Origin of the sequence: Brachybacterium massiliense, assembly GCF_900184245.1 — a bacterium.
GTDB lineage: Bacteria > Actinomycetota > Actinomycetes > Actinomycetales > Dermabacteraceae > Brachybacterium > Brachybacterium massiliense.
Genome location: NZ_FXXB01000006.1, coordinates 168079 through 183463, shown reverse-complemented (window position 1 = coordinate 183463; position 15385 = coordinate 168079). Strand labels below are relative to the sequence as shown.

The 15385-nt window shown below is 73.6% G+C and carries 14 protein-coding genes and 1 riboswitch; of the genes, 7 read left to right on the top strand and 7 right to left on the bottom strand.

Going from position 1 to position 15385, the window contains the following annotated elements:
- Positions 1-77: 77 nt before the first annotated feature.
- Positions 78-1742: a bifunctional phosphoribosylaminoimidazolecarboxamide formyltransferase/IMP cyclohydrolase gene (gene purH, locus BN4251_RS05285; RefSeq protein ID WP_087484087.1), complete on the bottom strand. Its 1665-nt coding sequence runs from the start codon at positions 1740-1742 to the stop codon at positions 78-80.
- A 31-nt stretch (positions 1743-1773) separates the two neighbouring features.
- Positions 1774-1850, bottom strand: a riboswitch (ZMP/ZTP riboswitch).
- Positions 1851-1879: 29 nt separating this feature from the next.
- Complete coding sequence (purN, locus tag BN4251_RS05280) at positions 1880-2452, bottom strand: phosphoribosylglycinamide formyltransferase (protein ID WP_170931848.1); 573 nt, start codon at positions 2450-2452, stop codon at positions 1880-1882.
- 119 nt (positions 2453-2571) lie between these two features.
- Here purN and BN4251_RS05275 point away from each other — a divergent pair, with 119 nt between their 5' ends.
- On the top strand, positions 2572-2982 hold the full coding sequence (locus BN4251_RS05275) for a hypothetical protein (RefSeq protein WP_087484085.1): 411 nt from the start codon (positions 2572-2574) through the stop codon (positions 2980-2982).
- Here the strand turns inward: BN4251_RS05275 and BN4251_RS05270 are convergent.
- Complete coding sequence (locus tag BN4251_RS05270) at positions 2963-4687, bottom strand: cell division protein PerM (protein ID WP_245810206.1); 1725 nt, start codon at positions 4685-4687, stop codon at positions 2963-2965. The two genes, BN4251_RS05275 and BN4251_RS05270, sit on opposite strands and share 20 nt — an antisense overlap.
- Before the next feature lie 174 nt (positions 4688-4861).
- Here BN4251_RS05270 and BN4251_RS05265 point away from each other — a divergent pair, with 174 nt between their 5' ends.
- On the top strand, positions 4862-6151 hold the full coding sequence (locus tag BN4251_RS05265; RefSeq protein ID WP_170931847.1) for an isochorismate synthase: 1290 nt from the start codon (positions 4862-4864) through the stop codon (positions 6149-6151).
- Between the two features lie 24 nt (positions 6152-6175).
- On the opposite strand, the gene BN4251_RS05260 is transcribed toward BN4251_RS05265, so the two are convergent.
- From BN4251_RS05260 to BN4251_RS05250, 3 genes are all read right to left on the bottom strand, one after another.
- Complete coding sequence (locus BN4251_RS05260; RefSeq protein WP_245810205.1) at positions 6176-7558, bottom strand: S1C family serine protease; 1383 nt, start codon at positions 7556-7558, stop codon at positions 6176-6178.
- A complete protein-coding gene (gene menD, locus BN4251_RS05255) occupies positions 7555-9348 on the bottom strand; it encodes a 2-succinyl-5-enolpyruvyl-6-hydroxy-3-cyclohexene-1-carboxylic-acid synthase (RefSeq protein WP_170931846.1) in 1794 nt (597 codons plus the stop codon). Before menD ends, BN4251_RS05260 begins: the two co-directional genes overlap by 4 nt.
- 91 nt (positions 9349-9439) lie before the next feature.
- Positions 9440-10417 carry an o-succinylbenzoate synthase gene (locus BN4251_RS05250; RefSeq protein WP_087484081.1) on the bottom strand — a complete coding sequence of 326 codons (978 nt, stop codon included), beginning with the start codon at positions 10415-10417 and terminating at the stop codon, positions 9440-9442.
- 54 nt (positions 10418-10471) lie between these two features.
- Between BN4251_RS05250 and BN4251_RS05245 the strand changes: the two genes are divergently transcribed.
- From BN4251_RS05245 to BN4251_RS05230, 4 genes are all read left to right on the top strand, one after another.
- Positions 10472-11077, top strand: coding sequence for a GNAT family N-acetyltransferase (locus BN4251_RS05245; protein WP_087484080.1), 606 nt, complete (start codon positions 10472-10474; stop codon positions 11075-11077).
- A complete protein-coding gene (locus BN4251_RS05240) occupies positions 11074-12069 on the top strand; it encodes a 1,4-dihydroxy-2-naphthoyl-CoA synthase (protein WP_087484079.1) in 996 nt (331 codons plus the stop codon). The genes BN4251_RS05245 and BN4251_RS05240 overlap by 4 nt, the downstream gene beginning before the upstream one ends.
- Before the next feature lies 1 nt (position 12070).
- Entirely contained in the window at positions 12071-13399 is a 1329-nt protein-coding gene (locus BN4251_RS05235) for an AMP-binding protein (protein WP_087484078.1), read from the top strand.
- 180 nt (positions 13400-13579) lie between these two features.
- Positions 13580-14476: a 1,4-dihydroxy-2-naphthoate polyprenyltransferase gene (locus BN4251_RS05230; protein ID WP_087484077.1), complete on the top strand. Its 897-nt coding sequence runs from the start codon at positions 13580-13582 to the stop codon at positions 14474-14476.
- Here BN4251_RS05230 and BN4251_RS18460 read toward each other — a convergent pair.
- Entirely contained in the window at positions 14457-14918 is a 462-nt protein-coding gene (locus BN4251_RS18460) for a DUF4229 domain-containing protein (protein ID WP_212647586.1), read from the bottom strand. The genes BN4251_RS05230 and BN4251_RS18460 overlap by 20 nt on opposite strands.
- Positions 14919-15004: 86 nt before the next feature.
- On the opposite strand from BN4251_RS18460, the gene BN4251_RS05220 reads away from it, so the two are divergent.
- Positions 15005-15343 carry a PLD nuclease N-terminal domain-containing protein gene (locus BN4251_RS05220; protein WP_087484076.1) on the top strand — a complete coding sequence of 113 codons (339 nt, stop codon included), beginning with the start codon at positions 15005-15007 and terminating at the stop codon, positions 15341-15343.
- The last annotated feature ends 42 nt before the right edge of the window (positions 15344-15385 follow it).

Below are 15385 nucleotides of genomic sequence, written 5' to 3'. Positions count from 1 at the left end.
GAACAGCGGTCCCTCGACACGGCCGGCAGGTCGTGCCGGGCCCGGCCGTGTCGCGTGGGGGGTGTCCATGCGCGGGCTCAGTGCGCGAAGTGGCGGGTGCCGGTGAAGTACATCGTCACGCCCGCCGCGCGGCAGGCCTCGACGACCTCCTCGTCCCGGATCGAGCCGCCGGGCTGCACGACTGCCTTCACGCCCGCGTCCAGGAGGATCTGGACGCCGTCGGCGAAGGGGAAGAACGCGTCCGAGGCGGCGACCGCTCCGCGGGCGCGCTCCGGGGCGGCCTCGCCCTCGGCGTGCTGGCCCAGGCTGTTCGCGCGGGAGACGGCCAGGCGGCAGGAGTCCAGGCGGTTGACCTGCCCCATCCCGATGCCCACGGCGGCGGAATCCCTGGCCAGCAGGATCGCATTGGACTTCACGGCGCGCACCGAGCGCCAGGCGAAGGCGAGGTCGGCGAGGGTGGCCTCGTCGGCCGTCTCGCCCGCGGCGAGCGTCCACTGCGAGGGGTCATCGCCCTCGGCGTCGATCGCGTCGGCGTCCTGGATCAGCATCCCGCCCCAGATCTCGCGCATCTCGACGCCGCGGGAGTACTCGCCCGCAAGGCGCAGGATCCGCAGGTTCTTCTTGGTGCGCAGCAGCTCGAGCGCCTCGTCCTCGTAGCCGGGGGCCAGGATCACCTCGGTGAAGACGGGCTTGACCTGCTGGGCCATCGCGAGAGTGACCGTGCGGTTGGCGGCGATCACGCCGCCGTAGGCGGAGACCGGATCGGTGCCGTGGGCGCGGGCGTGGGCGAGGGCGATGTCCTCCCCCTCGGCGGTGACGGCGATGCCGCAGGGGTTGTTGTGCTTGACCACGGCGACGGCGGGGAGGGCGTGGTCGTAGGCGGCGCGCACGGCGGCGTCGGCGTCGACGTAGTTGTTGTAGCTCATCTCCTTGCCGCCGAGCTGCTCGGCGCCGGCGAGGCCGGGCGCGGACTCGTCGGTGACGGCGAGGCGGGCGCGCTGGTGCGGGTTCTCGCCGTAGCGGAGGGTGGCGGCGATGCCCATCTCGGCGGCGTCGGCCTCGGAGAGGTCGAGGATGCTCAGGTCCTCGTCGAGCTCGCCCGCCGGCGGGGCCTCGTCCTCGGAGGTCTCCTCGGCGGGGGTCTCGAGCTGCTCGAGCATCCAGTCGCTGATCGAGTCGTCGTACTCGCCGGTGCGGGTGAAGGCGATGGTCGCGAGCTCCTGGCGCTCGGCGAGGGTGAAGCCGCCGGCCGCGGCGGCCTCGGCCGCGATCGGGTAGACCTCGGGGTCCACCACCACGGCGAGGGAGGCGAAGTTCTTCGCCGCGGCGCGCACCATGGTGGGGCCGCCCACGTCGATCTTCTCGATGATCTCGTCGAAGCTGCCGCCGGCGGCGACGGTCTCGCTGAAGGGGTAGAGGTTCACCACGACCAGGTCGAAGGGTGCGATCTCGTGCGCCTCGAGCTGGCTGCGGTGGGTCTCGAGCCGCTGATCGGCGAGGATCCCACCGTGGATGCGGGGGTGGAGGGTCTTGACGCGGCCGTCGAGCATCTCGGGGAAGCCGGTGACGGACTCGACCTCGGTGACGGGGATGCCGGCCTCGCGGATCGTAGCACCGGTGGAACCGGTGGAGACGATCTCGACGTCGTGCTCGGCGAGGGTGCGGGCGAGGTCCACGATCCCAGTCTTGTCGAAGACGGAGATGAGGGCTCGACGGATGGGGCGGCGTGCTTCGGTGCTCACGTGGCGTGCTCCTGTTCGGATCTGCTGCTGCGGCGGGCACCCAGGCGGTCGATGCCCACGACGTCACTCCCCGGTGGTCGCCCACCTTCGCCAGTCGTGTGCGGTCAGTCTATCCGGCAGGCGCGCGGGCGCGAGGGTCAGCCGGCGGCGGTGAGACGCCGCACGACGTCGACCAGGAGCGGCTGCTCGACCGCCTTGATCCGCTCGTGGAGGCTGTCCTCGGTGTCGTCGTCCAGGACCTCCACGGCGTTCTGGGCGAGGATCCGCCCGGTGTCCACGCCGGCATCGACCTCGATGACGCTGCAGCCGGTGATCTTCACCCCGTGGGCGAGGGCGTCGCGCACGCCGTGGGCTCCGGGGAAGGAGGGCAGCAGGGCGGGGTGGGTGTTGATGATGCGGCCGCCGAAGGCCTCGAGCAGCGGCGGGCCCACGAGCTTCATGAAGCCGGCCAGCACCACCAGGTGCGGTGAGTGCGTGCCGACGGCGGCGGCGAGCGCCTGATCCCAGGCGGCGCGATCGGGATGGTCTCCCAGGCGCACGATCTCGGTGGGGATCTGCGCGGCGCGGGCGTGCTCGAGCCCGGCGGCGTCGCGGTCCGCGATCACGGCCACCACCTCGTAGGGGCAGTCCGGGGTGCGGGCGGCATCGAGCAGGGCGGCGAGATTCGAGCCGGTGCCGGAGATGAGGACGACGACGGGGAGGCGGGTCACGGCACCAGGGTAGTGCGCAGGGCTGCGGACGGCCGGGCGGTCCGCGCCGAGGTGACGAGTGCGCAACGTCGGGCGGTCCTGGCCGTGGCCGGTCCGCGGTGCGGGCACAATGGGGTCATATGAACAGCGACTCCACCTCCGGCCGGTCCACGGACAAGCACGCGTCGCGGCGCCGCCTGACGGGCTGGCTGCTCGTGGCGATGCTGGCGTCCCTGCTGCTGATGTCCGCACCGCTGCCGGTCTCGATCGCGGCGGGCGTGACCTCGCTGGTGGCGCTGGTGCTGCTGATCGTGCTGATCGTGCGCTCGATCGGCGAGCGCCGTTACGGGATGGCGATGATCGGCACGCTCCTCGGGGTCCCCGCGATGCTGATGGTGATCTTCGGGGCGACGCTGAACGTGCTGTTCTACGGCCCGATGTCCGAGCTGGAGGACTGCCGCTCCACGGCGTTGACAGAGCAGGCGCGCGTCCAGTGCGAGAGCGCGCTGCCGGATTCGATGGCCCATTGGGTCAGCGATCTCTTCGGCTGATCCAGGAGCCGCGCCGCGAGGAGTCCCCGGCGTCGATCCCGTCGAGGGACCAGGCGTCGGCCTCGGCATCGTCCTCTTCGGCCGACGGGGTTGGCGCGGAGGGCGCGGACGGAGCGGAGGCAGCGGAAGCTGCCGACGGCGCGGACCGGACTGACGGTGCCGAGCGTGCCGACTGCGCGGCGGCGGTGCGCCCGGACAGTGCCGAGCTGAGGACCGATCGGAACTCGGAGTCCGCCGTCGTCGGGCTGTCCTCCGGCACCTGCGAGGCATCTTCCGTCGAGTCGACGTCGTCGGCCTGCTCGGTCTCGTGGGCCCCGTCGTTCTCGTCGGCCCCGTCGATCTCGTCGGCCCCGTCGTTCTCGTCGTTCCCGTCGATCTCGTCGTCCTGCCCGGTCTCGGGCTCGTCCTCGTCGGCTGCGGAGCCGTCCTCGCGGCGCTCCCCGCGCTCGGCCGCCTCGACCCGTTCGCGCAGGGACGCGACCGTGCTGCGGGCCCACGGGATCAGCGGGGTGGCGAGCACGCCGAGCACGAGGGCGGTGGTCAGCGCCACCACCCCGATCAGGGGCAGGGCGAGGCTGTTCATCTGGGGGCCGAGGTGCACCAGTCGGCCGTCCCCGATCCCGCCGGTGGACAGGCCCGCCAGCAGCAGGGCGACGACCACCACGGCCAGCGGGTAGCCCACCCAGCCGATGATCTGCTCACGCCGCTCGTGCTCGGCCAGGTCCCGGATCAGGCGCACCGCGCCGAGCGCCACCGGCACGGCGGGCAGCACCATCAGGGCCCAGGTCCACTCCGGGAAGTCGCCGGGGCCGGGCAGCGCGCCGAGGATCGGCAGCGCGGGCAGCACCCCGGTCTCCGCCCCGCCGAGGGAGATGCCAGTCGAGGTGCCCACACCCACCGTGCCGCCGAGCAGCACCGTCAGCGCCCACACCGCGAGCAGGGGCAGCAGCGCGAGCTGCACGAGGGTCAGCACCAGCCCGCCCACGATGCCGGGGGCGAGGCCGTCGAACAGGGAGGCCTGCTCCGGCACGGAGAGCAGGAGCATCACCGTGATCGCCGCGAGGCCCATCCACAGCAGGCCGATCACGGCGGTCAGGGCGGCGCGCGCGATGTCCCCGTAGGGGGTGGGCAGCAGCTCGAGCACGCGCACCCCGGGCACGGACTGCGTCGGCTCCCGCCGCAGCGACCACAGCAGCCCGGCCAGGCCTCCCACGAGCGCGACCATCGCCCCGGAGACCACGGCGGAGGTCACCACCGGGGAGACGTCCGTGCTGCGTCCGAAGCTCGCCAGCACCGCCAGCCCGATCGCGTAGACCAGCGTGTACATGCCCAGGGCGGAGCCCACATCGCGCAGCGCCCCGGCGCGCAGCACGCCGTCGTCCCGCACGGGCCGCAGCGCGCGCCCCACCCGGCGCATGGACAGCGCGGACAGCAGCATCAGCAGGATCAGCAGACCGAACGGGGTCAGGGTCACCGCGCCGTCGACCACGCCCGTGGTCAGCACGATCCCGCCGCCGTGGCCGAGGATCAGCACGCTGAGGGAGATGAGGATCGCATCCAGCGCGGTCGCGCTCGAGGCGGTCCCGGCGACCTGCGCGGCCAGTGCCGGCACCACCACCACGGCCAGGGCGATGCCGAGCGAGGAGAGGGCACCCAGGACACCGCGGACCAGGGGTGTCGCGATGCTGTCGACCTTGCTGCTCACGCGTCTGCTCCTCGATTCCCGTCACGGCGGAGACGCGGAGCCGGACTCGGCCCCGCGGGCCCCGCGGACGGGGTCGCCGGTCCATGGTCGCACCTCGGGCCACCTGCTCCGTGCATCTGGGGGCGGGACACGGATCACGGCGCCGGGCCCCTGCGTTGTCGCATAATGACGGGGATGTCTGCCCAGCTCCTGTCCCCCGACGCCCCCGCGGCGACCCTGGTCGTCCGCACCCTGCGCATCGAGGAGCCCGTCGACCTGCTGGGGCATGTCCCCGCCGATGTCAGCGGGGCCTGGATCCGCCACGGTCAGGGCTTCGTGGCCCGCGGGACGGCCTGGTCGGTGCAGACGAGCGGCCCGCACCGCTTCGCGGCCGCGGGTGCCGCCTTCCGCGCGCTCGCCGAGGCCGCGCGCGTCGACGACGAGGTGCGGGTGCGCACCAGCGGGCTGATCTGCCTGGGCAGCTTCTCCTACGCCGACGCCTCCGAGCGCCCCTCGACGTTGATGATCCCGCGCGCCCTGCTGGGCGTGCACGACGGCGAAGCCTTCCTTACCGTCGTCGGCGTGGACGAGGAGCCCGAGCTGCCGGTCTCCTGGCGGGATCTGTTCCCCTCCACCCCCGTGCCCCGGGCGCCGCTGGGCGAGCTCGAGGTCGAGGCTGATCACACCCCGGACGAGTACCAGGCGCTGGTGCAGCAGGCCGTGGCCGAGATCCGTGCGGGCCGCGCCGAGAAGGTGGTGCTCTCCGAGCGCACCGCGGTGCGCTCGGCCGAGCCGCTCGAGCCGGCCGTGATGCTTGCCCGCTTGGCCCGCGTCTACCCGAGCACCTGGGTGTATCACCTCGAGGACGTGGTGGGCGCGAGCCCCGAGATGCTCGCCCAGACCGAGGAGGGGCGGGTCTTCTCGCGCGTGCTGGCCGGGTCCCGTCCGGTCGCCGACGACGGCGAGCTCGACGAGATCGACCGCCGCGCCTTCCGCTGCGATGCGAAGGAGCTGTCCGAGCACGCCTTCGCGGTGGACTCCGTGGTGGACCGCCTGGCGGGCCTGGCCGAGCAGATCGACGTCTCCGCCGAGCCGTTCGTGCTGCGCCTGCCGGGGCTGGAGCATCTGGCCTCGGACGTCTCGGCGACGCTGCGCGAGGGCACCACGAGCCTCGACGTCGCCTCGCGCCTGCATCCGTCGGCCGCTGTCTCGGGCACCCCGCGCGAGGAGGCGGACCGGATCATCGCGGAGCTCGAGCCGCAGGACCGCGGCGGCTACGCCTCACCGGTGGGCTGGATGGACTCCCGCGGCGACGGGCAGTGGGCGATCGCGCTGCGGATGGCGCACCTGGTCGATGAGCGCACCGTGGTGCTGCAGGCCGGCGGCGGCCTGGTGGAGGCATCGGACCCCGTCTCGGAGCATGCCGAGGCGCTCGCGAAGTGCCGCCCGATGCTGCGGGCGCTGCGCGGGGATCATCCCGCCTGACCCACCCCCTTGCGCGGGGACGGGTCAGCCGCCGCGCACCCCGAAGGTGACCTCGAGCGTCTCCACGCTCCCGTCGCGCACCAGCTCCAGCTGGTGGCTCGAGCCGATCTCCAGCCCGCGCACCACCCCGGTCAGCGCGGCCGCGCCGCCGACGGGGATGTCGTCCACGCCGATGATCAGATCGCCCTCCTGCAGCCCGGCCTCGGAGGCGGGGCTGTCCGGCTCGACGGCGACCACCTCGGCGCCGCGGTAGGTGGCCTCGCCGTCGTCGGCCGAGCCGTCGCTCGTGGTCACGCCCAGGAAGGCGTGCTCGGCGGTGCCGTCCTCCTGGAGCTGCTCGGCGATCATGATCGCGGTGCTCGAGGGGATCGCGAAGCCCAGTCCAATGCTGCCGGCGCGTCCGGAGCCGCCGGGGATCCCGGCGATCGCGGTGTTGATGCCGATCACCTGGCCGGCGGCGTCCACGAGGGGGCCGCCGGAGTTGCCGGGGTTGATCGCGGCGTCGGTCTGGATGGCGGAAGTGTAGGTGGTGTCGGAGCCGTCGTCCTCTTCGCCCGAGGCGGTGACGGGGCGGTCGAGCGCGGAGACGATGCCGGTGGTGACGGTGTTCTCAAGGCCCAGCGGGGTGCCCAGCGCCATTACCGGCTGCCCCACCTCGACGGTGCTGGAATCGGCGAACGTGGCCGGCTGCAGGCCCTCGGGCGGGGAGTCCAGGCGGATCACGGCGAGATCCGTGGTGGGGTCCGTGCCGACGACGGACGCGCTGTAGCTGAGGCCGTCGCTCGTGGTGACCGCGAGCTCCTCGCCGTCGCTGACCACATGGTCGTTGGTGAGGATCGTGCCCTGCTCGTCCAGGATCACGCCGGTGCCCTGGCTGGTGCCGCCGCCGGTGGCGACAGTGATCGAGACGGCGCTGGGCGAGACCTGCTCTGCGATGCTGGCCCAGTCCGCCGCGGCGGCCGGGGACGAGGCGGGGCTCGCCTCGGTGCTGCTCGGCGGCGGTGCCTGGCTCGCGGACGGCTCGGGGCTGAACAGCTGGTCGTAGACCACCACTCCGCCGAGGGTGGCGCCGCTGGAGAGCATCATGCCGAGCACCACGAGCGCGCCCACTCCGCCCCAGCCCGGGCCGCGGCGCGACGCAGCGGGAGCCACTGCAGGTGCAGGAGCAGACGCCGGGGCCGGACCCTGCGGGGAGGCCGGCGGGCTGTCCCAGCCGTAGGCAGGGGTGGGGGCGCTGTACGACGGGGCCTGCGGAGCGCCGGCCTGCGGGGCGGGGTCCTGCGCGCGGAAGGCCTGCGGGGTGCGGGCCGGCTCGCCCCAGGGGTTCGCGTCATGCCGCGGGGGCTGCTCGCTCCACGGGCCGGGCTGCTCACCGGGGTGATGCTGCGGTGCGTGCTCGTCCTTCATGGGGTCCATGGGAGCATCTGCGGTCGAGATGTGCTCGGGTCCGCGCTGGATGTCTCCTGGACGACGAGCACGCGCAGGCCGCGAGAGGGCTGGGCGAGAGCCTCCGGCAGAGTCTCGGCGGTGACCCGCTGCGAGGTCGCCCCGAGCGCGGCGACGGCGGCCGCGATGTCCACGCCGTGAGGGGTGGTGAAGAAGCGTCGCAGCAGGTCAGGCGGGGCGGAGGCATGTTCGAGGCCGGAGAAGATCCGGCCTCCGTCATCGTCCACCACGATCACGTCGAGGCACGGACGCTGCTCCTCGGGACCGATCAGCAGTCCGGTGAGGTCGTGCAGAGCGGTGAGATCGCCCACCAGCAGCCGCACCCGCCCGGGGACGGAGTCAGTCTCGCGGGCCAGGGCGAGGCCGCCGGCCATCGCGGTGGTGCCGTCGATCCCGGCCAGTCCCCGGTTCGCGATCACCTCGGCGCGATGCGGGGCGGCGTGCTGTTCGAGGTCGCGCACCAGGCTCGAGGAGCCGAGCACCAGCAGGTCCTGCTCCTCGCAGGCCTCCCACACCGCGAGCGCGGCGCGCTGCTGCCAGGGGCGCGGCAGTGCGTCCGTGGTCCGTGCGGCGGCCTCGTTCCAGGCCTCGAGGTGGGCGCGGCGCCGCTCGGTCCGCTGTTGCTCCATCTCGGCGGGCCCGCCGCCGGCGACGGAGAGGATGTTCTCAGCGCCTGCCTCCTCTCCCACGGCGGCCGGGACCACGAGGTGGGCGCGGCGGGCCACGTCGGCCCAGTCGGGGTGGGGATCGACCACGATCACCTCGACGTCCGGTGCGCCCAGCAGCGCGCCGACGACGGGGCGGGAGAGCGTGGGGTGACCGAACACGAGCGCCCGGTGGGGGCGCAGCGGGTGCTCGGCATCGGCCATCACCTCGCGCAGCAGGGCCGGGTAGCGGGGCACCGCGGTGCTGCCGCGGAGCGCGCCCGAGCTGGGCTCCGCCAGCAGCGGCAGAGTATGCGCGGCGGCGAGCTCGGCGGCGGCGGGCCCGGCGCCGTCCCCTGCGACCACGACGGTGCGATCGTCGACCGGCACGGGATGCGGCGCCGGCGCGCTGCGGAGCAGGCGCCGGGTGAGCCGGATCCGCTCGCGGGGCTCAGCCGGAGCATCCACGGCAGTGTCGGTATCGGCGCCGGCGCGGGGCACGAGCGGATCGCGGAAGGAGAGGTTCAGATGGACCGGGCCGGGGTGCTCCCCCGTAGCGAGGGCGAGGGCCCGGGCGGCGGTGGAGACCGCGGTGCGCAGCTCGACCTCGGTGGCCGCGGCGGCGGTCGGGGCGGGCAGGTCCACGGACAGGCGCACCAGCGAGCGGTACATGCCCGCTTGGCGGGTGGCCTGGTTGGCGCCCACCTCACGGAGCTCGGCGGGGCGGTCCGCGGTGAGCATCAGCAGCGGGATGCGGGAATGGTGCGCCTCCATCACCGCGGCGTGCAGGTGGGCGGTGGCGGTGCCGGAGGTGGTCACCACCGCAGCGGGATGCTGCGGCCGTGCCCGGCTCAGCCCGAGGGCGGTGAAGGCCGCGGCGCGCTCGTCGATCCGCACATGGGCGCGGATCCGGCCCGCGACCTCGGGCGCTGCGAGACCGTAGACCAGCGGCGCCGAGCGGGAACCGGGGGCGAGTACCGCCTCCCGCAGCCCGAGCTCGGCCAGCGCGCTCCACAGCGCGACGGACTGATCCACCGCGCCGGAGCCGGTGGGTCGGGGCGCGGGGATCCAGGCCGACGGGACGGGCAGGGCGGTGGTCTGAGGCACCACGCCAGGGTAATGCTGTCGCCGCGGCGAGGGCCGGGCTCGTCGGGACCGCCCGGTCGGCGCGATCCCATCCCGGAGCCGTGGGCCTGTCTCAGAGGTGGGCGGCGCAGTCCTCGAGGCGCCGCGCCCAGCGCGCCTCGAGCTCGGCCGGGGCGGCGTGGCGCTCGAGAAGCGCGAGCGCCGGCTCAGGGCGGGCCACCGGGAGCATGCCGCCCTGCGCCCGCAGCGGCTCCTCGACCAGATCCCCGGTGAGCAGGGTCGCGGTGGCCAGGCCGCTGGCATGGGGCAGCTCGGGCAGCGCCGCGGCGAGCGCGAGCCCGGCGCTGAGGCCCACGCTCGACTCGAGCGCGGAGGAGACCACCACCGGCAGTCCCGCCTGCTCGGCCAGCTCGAGGCAGCGCCGCACTCCCCCGAGCGGCTGGACCTTCATCACCAGCACATCGGCGGCCTCGGCGCGAGCCACCCGCAGCGGGTCCTCCGCGCGGCGCACGGACTCGTCGGCCGCGATCCTGATGCCGAGCGTGCGGCGCAGCACGGCCAGGTCCTCGAGGGAGGCGCAGGGCTGTTCGGCGTACTCGAGCCCGCCCGCGGCGCGTTCAAGGACGGGCAGGGCCTCCTGCGCCTGCTCGAGGGACCAGGCGGCGTTCGCGTCGATCCGCAGTTGGGCGTCGGGCCCGAGCGCATCACGCACCGCCTCGAGCCGTTCGGCGTCCTCGACGAGCGTCGAGGTGGGGTCAGCGACCTTCACCTTTGCGGTGCGGGCGCCGCCCACGGTCGCGATGCGGTGCGCGAGCACCGCAGGGACCACGGGGATTGTCGCGTTGACCTCGATCTCCTCGCGCAGCGGGTCGGGACGCTCCTCGGTCGCGTCGGCGAGCGCAGCGCGCAACCAGGTCGCGGACTCGGCCGCGTCGTAGTCCCAGAACGGGGAGAGCTCGGACCAGCCGGCCGGGCCATGCAGCAGCAGGCCGTCTCGCTCGGTGATGCCGCGGAACCGGGTGGTCATGGGGATCGACCACGCGTGGACGCGATCGATGCCGCGCTCGGCCAGGGCGGGAGGGATACGCATGCCCACGAGGGTAATGAGAGGACGGCGCCGGGTCGAAGCGGGCACACTGGCGCGATGCCCCACACCCCACCGCCCACCCTCGGCCATGGGCTGCGCCCGGTGCGCGAGAGCGACGCCGAGGCGCTGCTGGCCGCGTACCGCTCCGCGCCGGACATGGCGCGTCAGGGCACCGTGACCACCCTCGAGCAGGCGCGCGCGCAGGTGGGCTGGCTGCTCGCGGAGGACCGTAGGGCGATCGCGATCGTGGACACCGGTGCTGGCCCCGGGGCCGACGGTACCGAGGGAGCCGACGGCGCCGACGGGCCTCTCGTGGGACTGGTGGCCATGAGCATCGATCCCGAGAACCGCAACGGCTGGTTCTTCTACTGGCTCCACGCCGCGCATCGCGGGCGGGGCCTGGCCGTGCGCTCCGCGGTGAGCGTCGCCGATCGCGCGCTCACGCCGCAGGCCGAGGGCGGGTGGGGGCTCGAACGCCTCGAGCTCGGGCACCGGGCGAACAATCCCGCCTCCGGTGCCGTGGCGCGGGGCGCCGGCTTCGTGCAGGAGGGCCTCGAGCGCGGCAAGTTCCTCCTGGGCGGTCAGAGGGTGGACGTGCTGACCTACGGGCGCCTGCGCAGCGATCCGGTACCGCACCTGGCCGGACTACCCTGGCTTCCATGACCACTGCTCCTGCCCCGCTGCCCCGCCAGGTCTCCGACACCTTCGATCCGCGACGCTGGCGCGAGGTGCCCGCGAGCGAGCACGGCGGGCCCGCGCTGACCGACATCACCTACCACCGCGCGGTGGAGCGGGTGGAGTCCCCCGACGGGGAGCGCACAGAGCGCGACCTGCCCACGGTGCGCATCGCCTTCGACCGCCCCGAGGTGCGCAACGCCTTCCGCCCGCACACGGTGGACGAGCTGTACCGGGCGCTGGACCATGCCCGTCTGGACACCGGCGTGGGCGTGATCCTGCTGACCGGCAACGGCCCCTCCCCACGGGACGGCGGCCATTCCTTCTGCTCGGGCGGGGACCAGCGGATCCGCGGCCGGGCCGGGTACGAGTACGCCGAGGTCGAGGAGTACGGGGAGACCTCCCAGGTGCGCACCGGCTCCTCGGGCCGCCTGCACATCCTCGAGGTGCAGCGCCTGATCCGCACCATGGGCAAGGTGGTCATCGCCCTGGTCAACGGCTGGGCCGCAGGCGGCGGGCACTCGCTGCACGTGGTCGCCGACCTCTCGATCGCCTCGCGCGAGCACGCCCGCTTCAAGCAGACCGATGCGAACGTGGGCTCCTTCGACGGCGGCTACGGCTCTGCCTACCTCGCCAAGCAGGTGGGCCAGAAGCGGGCCCGCGAGATCTTCTTCCTCGCCGAGGAGTACTCCGCCCAGGACGCCTACGACTGGGGCGCCGTGAACCGGGTGGTGGACCACGCGCGGATCGAGGAGACGGCGCTCGAGATGGCCGCGACCATCGCCACCAAGTCCCCGCAGGCGATCCGGATGCTGAAGTTCTCCTTCAATCTCGCCGACGACGGCCTGATGGGCCAGCAGGTCTTCGCCGGGGAGGCGACGCGCCTGGCGTACATGACCGACGAGGCGCAGGAGGGCCGCGACGCCTTCCTCGAGAAGCGCGACCCCGACTGGTCCCGCTTCCCGCACCCCCAGGGCTGAGATGAGCGACTCCGCCGCGGGTGCCTCCCTGCCCTGGCTGCTCCCGCCCCCGTACGACGCCTCTGCCGCCTCGCTGACCGCTCACGCCCAGGCGATCGGCGAAGCGATGGCGGGGCGGGGCAGGCTGTGGCTGGGTCCGTTCACACCGCCCGCACAGCTGCCCGTGGGCTATGAGGACACCGCTGTGGTGGTCCCCACCTCAGGCTCCACCGGGGCCGCGAAGGCGGTCGCGCTGACCCGGCAGGCGCTGCGCGCCTCGCAGGACGCGACCGCGCGGCTCTTCGCGGCCGACGGCACCGCCTCCGCCACCGGCGGGCACGGCTTCTGGCTGCCGCTGCTGCCGCCCACGCACATCGCCGGGGTGCAGGTGATCGCCCGCGCGCACCGCACCGCGCAGGTGCTCGGCCTCGAGAGCGCGGCACTGCCCGATCCGCTGCCGGATCTGCGCGGCCACTTCGACGCCGAGACCTTCGTGCGCCTGGCCGAGCCCGCGCTCGCCCGCGCCGAGCAGCTCGGCCTGCCGGCGCTGACCTCGCTCGTGCCTACCCAGCTGGCGCGGATCGTCACGGGCACCGGTGCGGCCGACGTGCGGGCACGCTCTCTGCTCAAGCGCTTCGCCGCTGTGCTCGTGGGCGGCGCCGCGACCGCACCCGATGTGCTCGCCCGGGCCCGGGGACAGAAGATCTCGGTGCGCACCACCTACGGCTCCTCGGAGACGGCGGGCGGCTGCGTGTACGACCGCGCTCCCCTGCCCGGGGTGCGCCTGCGAGTGCTGGACCCGGACCCCACGGGAGCGGGCCGGCTGGAGATCTCCTCCCCCACGCTCGCGACCGGCTATCTCACCGCCGAGGGCAGCACCGACGACTCGCCATTCACCGCTATCTCTGCCCCTGCCCCCACCTCGGCTACGGCCTCCACCGAGGGCTCCGCGCGTGCCTTCCTCACCTCCGATCTCGCGCAGATCGGCGAGGACGGCGCCCTGAACATCCTGGGACGGGCGGACGACGTGATCAACACCGGCGGCCGCAAGGTACTGCCCCAGGACGTCGAGCGGGCGATCGAGCGCTCGCTGATGCTGCGGGGGATGGTGCGCGCCAGCGTGGTGGTGGGCGTGGCGGATCCCGAGTGGGGCCAGCGCGTCGAAGCGCTGGTCACCCTCGAGCCCGGCCTCGACCCCGAGGACGCGAGCTCCCTGGTGCGCTCGGCGCTGCGCACCTCCGAGGTGCCCGCCCACATGATCCCCAAGCAGGTGCACGTGGTCGCTGAGCTGCCGCTGCTGGGCATCGGCAAGGTGGACCGCGCCGCCGCCCGCCGCCTCGCCGAGAGCTGACCACCGGCCCGCCCGCCCGAGTCGAGCGGCGCGTGCTCCTCGCGTCGGCGGGGCGGGGGCGTGCCGCTGCGACGTATCCTCGTGGGGGTCGTCGCGCGGCGCGGCACCGAACACGATCCTCGAGGAGCATGATGGCCACCCTGTCGCAGTGGGTGCAGGGCGCCCGTCTCGAGGAGCATGATGGCCAACCTGTCGCAGTGGGTGCAGGGCGCCCGTCCCCGCACCCTCCCCGCGGCCCTCGCCCCCGTGGCCGCCGGCACCGGCGTGGCCGTCCGTCAGCTGGAGGAGCTGCACGGAGAGATGGACTGGGCGCTGGTGCTCCCCCGGGCCCTGCTCGCCCTCGGGGTGGCGTTCAGCCTGCAGATCGGCGTGAACTACGCCAACGACTACTCCGACGGCATCCGCGGCACCGACGACGACCGTGTGGGCCCCTTCCGCCTGACCGGCTCGAGAGCGGCCGCTCCGGGCACGGTGAAGCGGGCCGCGATCCTCTCCCTGGCCCTCGGCGGACTCTTCGGGCTGGCGCTGATCGCGCTGGCCCAGATCTGGTGGACCGTGCTGGTGGGTGCCGCCGCGATCGCCGCCGCATGGTTCTACACCGGGGGCAGAAAGCCCTACGGCTACCTCGGGCTCGGCGAGCTGTTCGTGTTCGTGTTCTTCGGTCTCGTGGCCGTCAACGGCACCGCCTACGCGATCACCCTGCAGCCCTCGTGGGCGGCGCTGCTCGCATCGATCGCGATCGGGCTGCTCGCGGTGGCGCTGATGCTCACCAACAACCTGCGCGACATCCCCACAGACACCCTCGCGGGCAAGCGCACCCTCGCGGTGCGGCTCGGCGAGAAGGGAACACGAGCGCTGTTCACCGCGACGCTGCTGGTCCCCTTCGTGCTGATGGTGCCGGTCATCATCGTGCATCTGCCGGCGGCGCTGGTGCTGCTGGCGCTGCCGCTCGCGATCGGGCCCGTGCGCACCGTGCTCGGCGGGGCGATGGGCCGGGACCTGATCCCGGTGCTCGGCGCGACCGGGCGGCTCGAGCTGGTCTACTCGCTGCTGCTGCTCATCGGTCTGCTGATCTGATCCCGTCGGTCCCGGCAGGGCCCTTGGGGTCCTCGAGATCGGCCGTCTCCTCCGGATCCTCGGGGTCGACGATCTCGCCCCACCCCTCGAGATCGCCCGATCCCTCAGGATCCCGCGGCCCCTCGAGATCCCCCGTCCCGTCGGGATCCTCCGGGTCGAGCGGGTCATCTCCCTCGCCGGAGTCGTCCAGCAGCGAGTCCTCGAACTCGGCGTCCTCGTCGATCTCCTGGCCGCGCCGCTCGGCGCGACGCTCGTCGGCCGCCTTCCACCGCATCGCCGCCGCATCGCGCAGACGATCCAGGAACAGGATCGAGATCAGCATGGCCAGCAGCGCCGCCAGCACGCCGGCGAGCATCAGGCCCACGCCCATCAGGGTGAGCAGCCACCAGATCAGGACCCACAGCCCCAGGCGGATCACGGCGTAGAGGAGGAGAGGACGCATGAGGTCCAGGGTAGTTCGCCCGCCTGGGACCGCCCTGCCCCCGGGTTCCCCACACGATGATCAGGTCCGTTGCCTACACTTCGGCCATGGCACGCGGAATCCTGGCAGTACTCTCGATCGCCCTGACGGTCTTCGCGCTCGCCGACTGCGTGCAGACCGAGGACGACAAGATCCGAGGCCTGCCCAAGTGGGCCTGGATCGTGCTGATCGTGCTGATCCCCTGGGTGGGACCGATCACCTGGCTGTTCGTGGGCAAGGACCGCTCCCGCCCCGCAGGCCAGGGCCCGCGCCGGCAGGGCCCGCTCGCCCCGGACGAGGATCCCGACTTCCTGCGCAAGCTCGACGAGGACATCCGCCGCGAGCGCCGCGAGAAGAAGCAGCGCGGTAGCGACGACGAGGATCCCGGCAACCCGCCGCAGAGCTGAGCGGCCAAGGACTCGCAGGGAGCCGGAACCCACCCACCACGC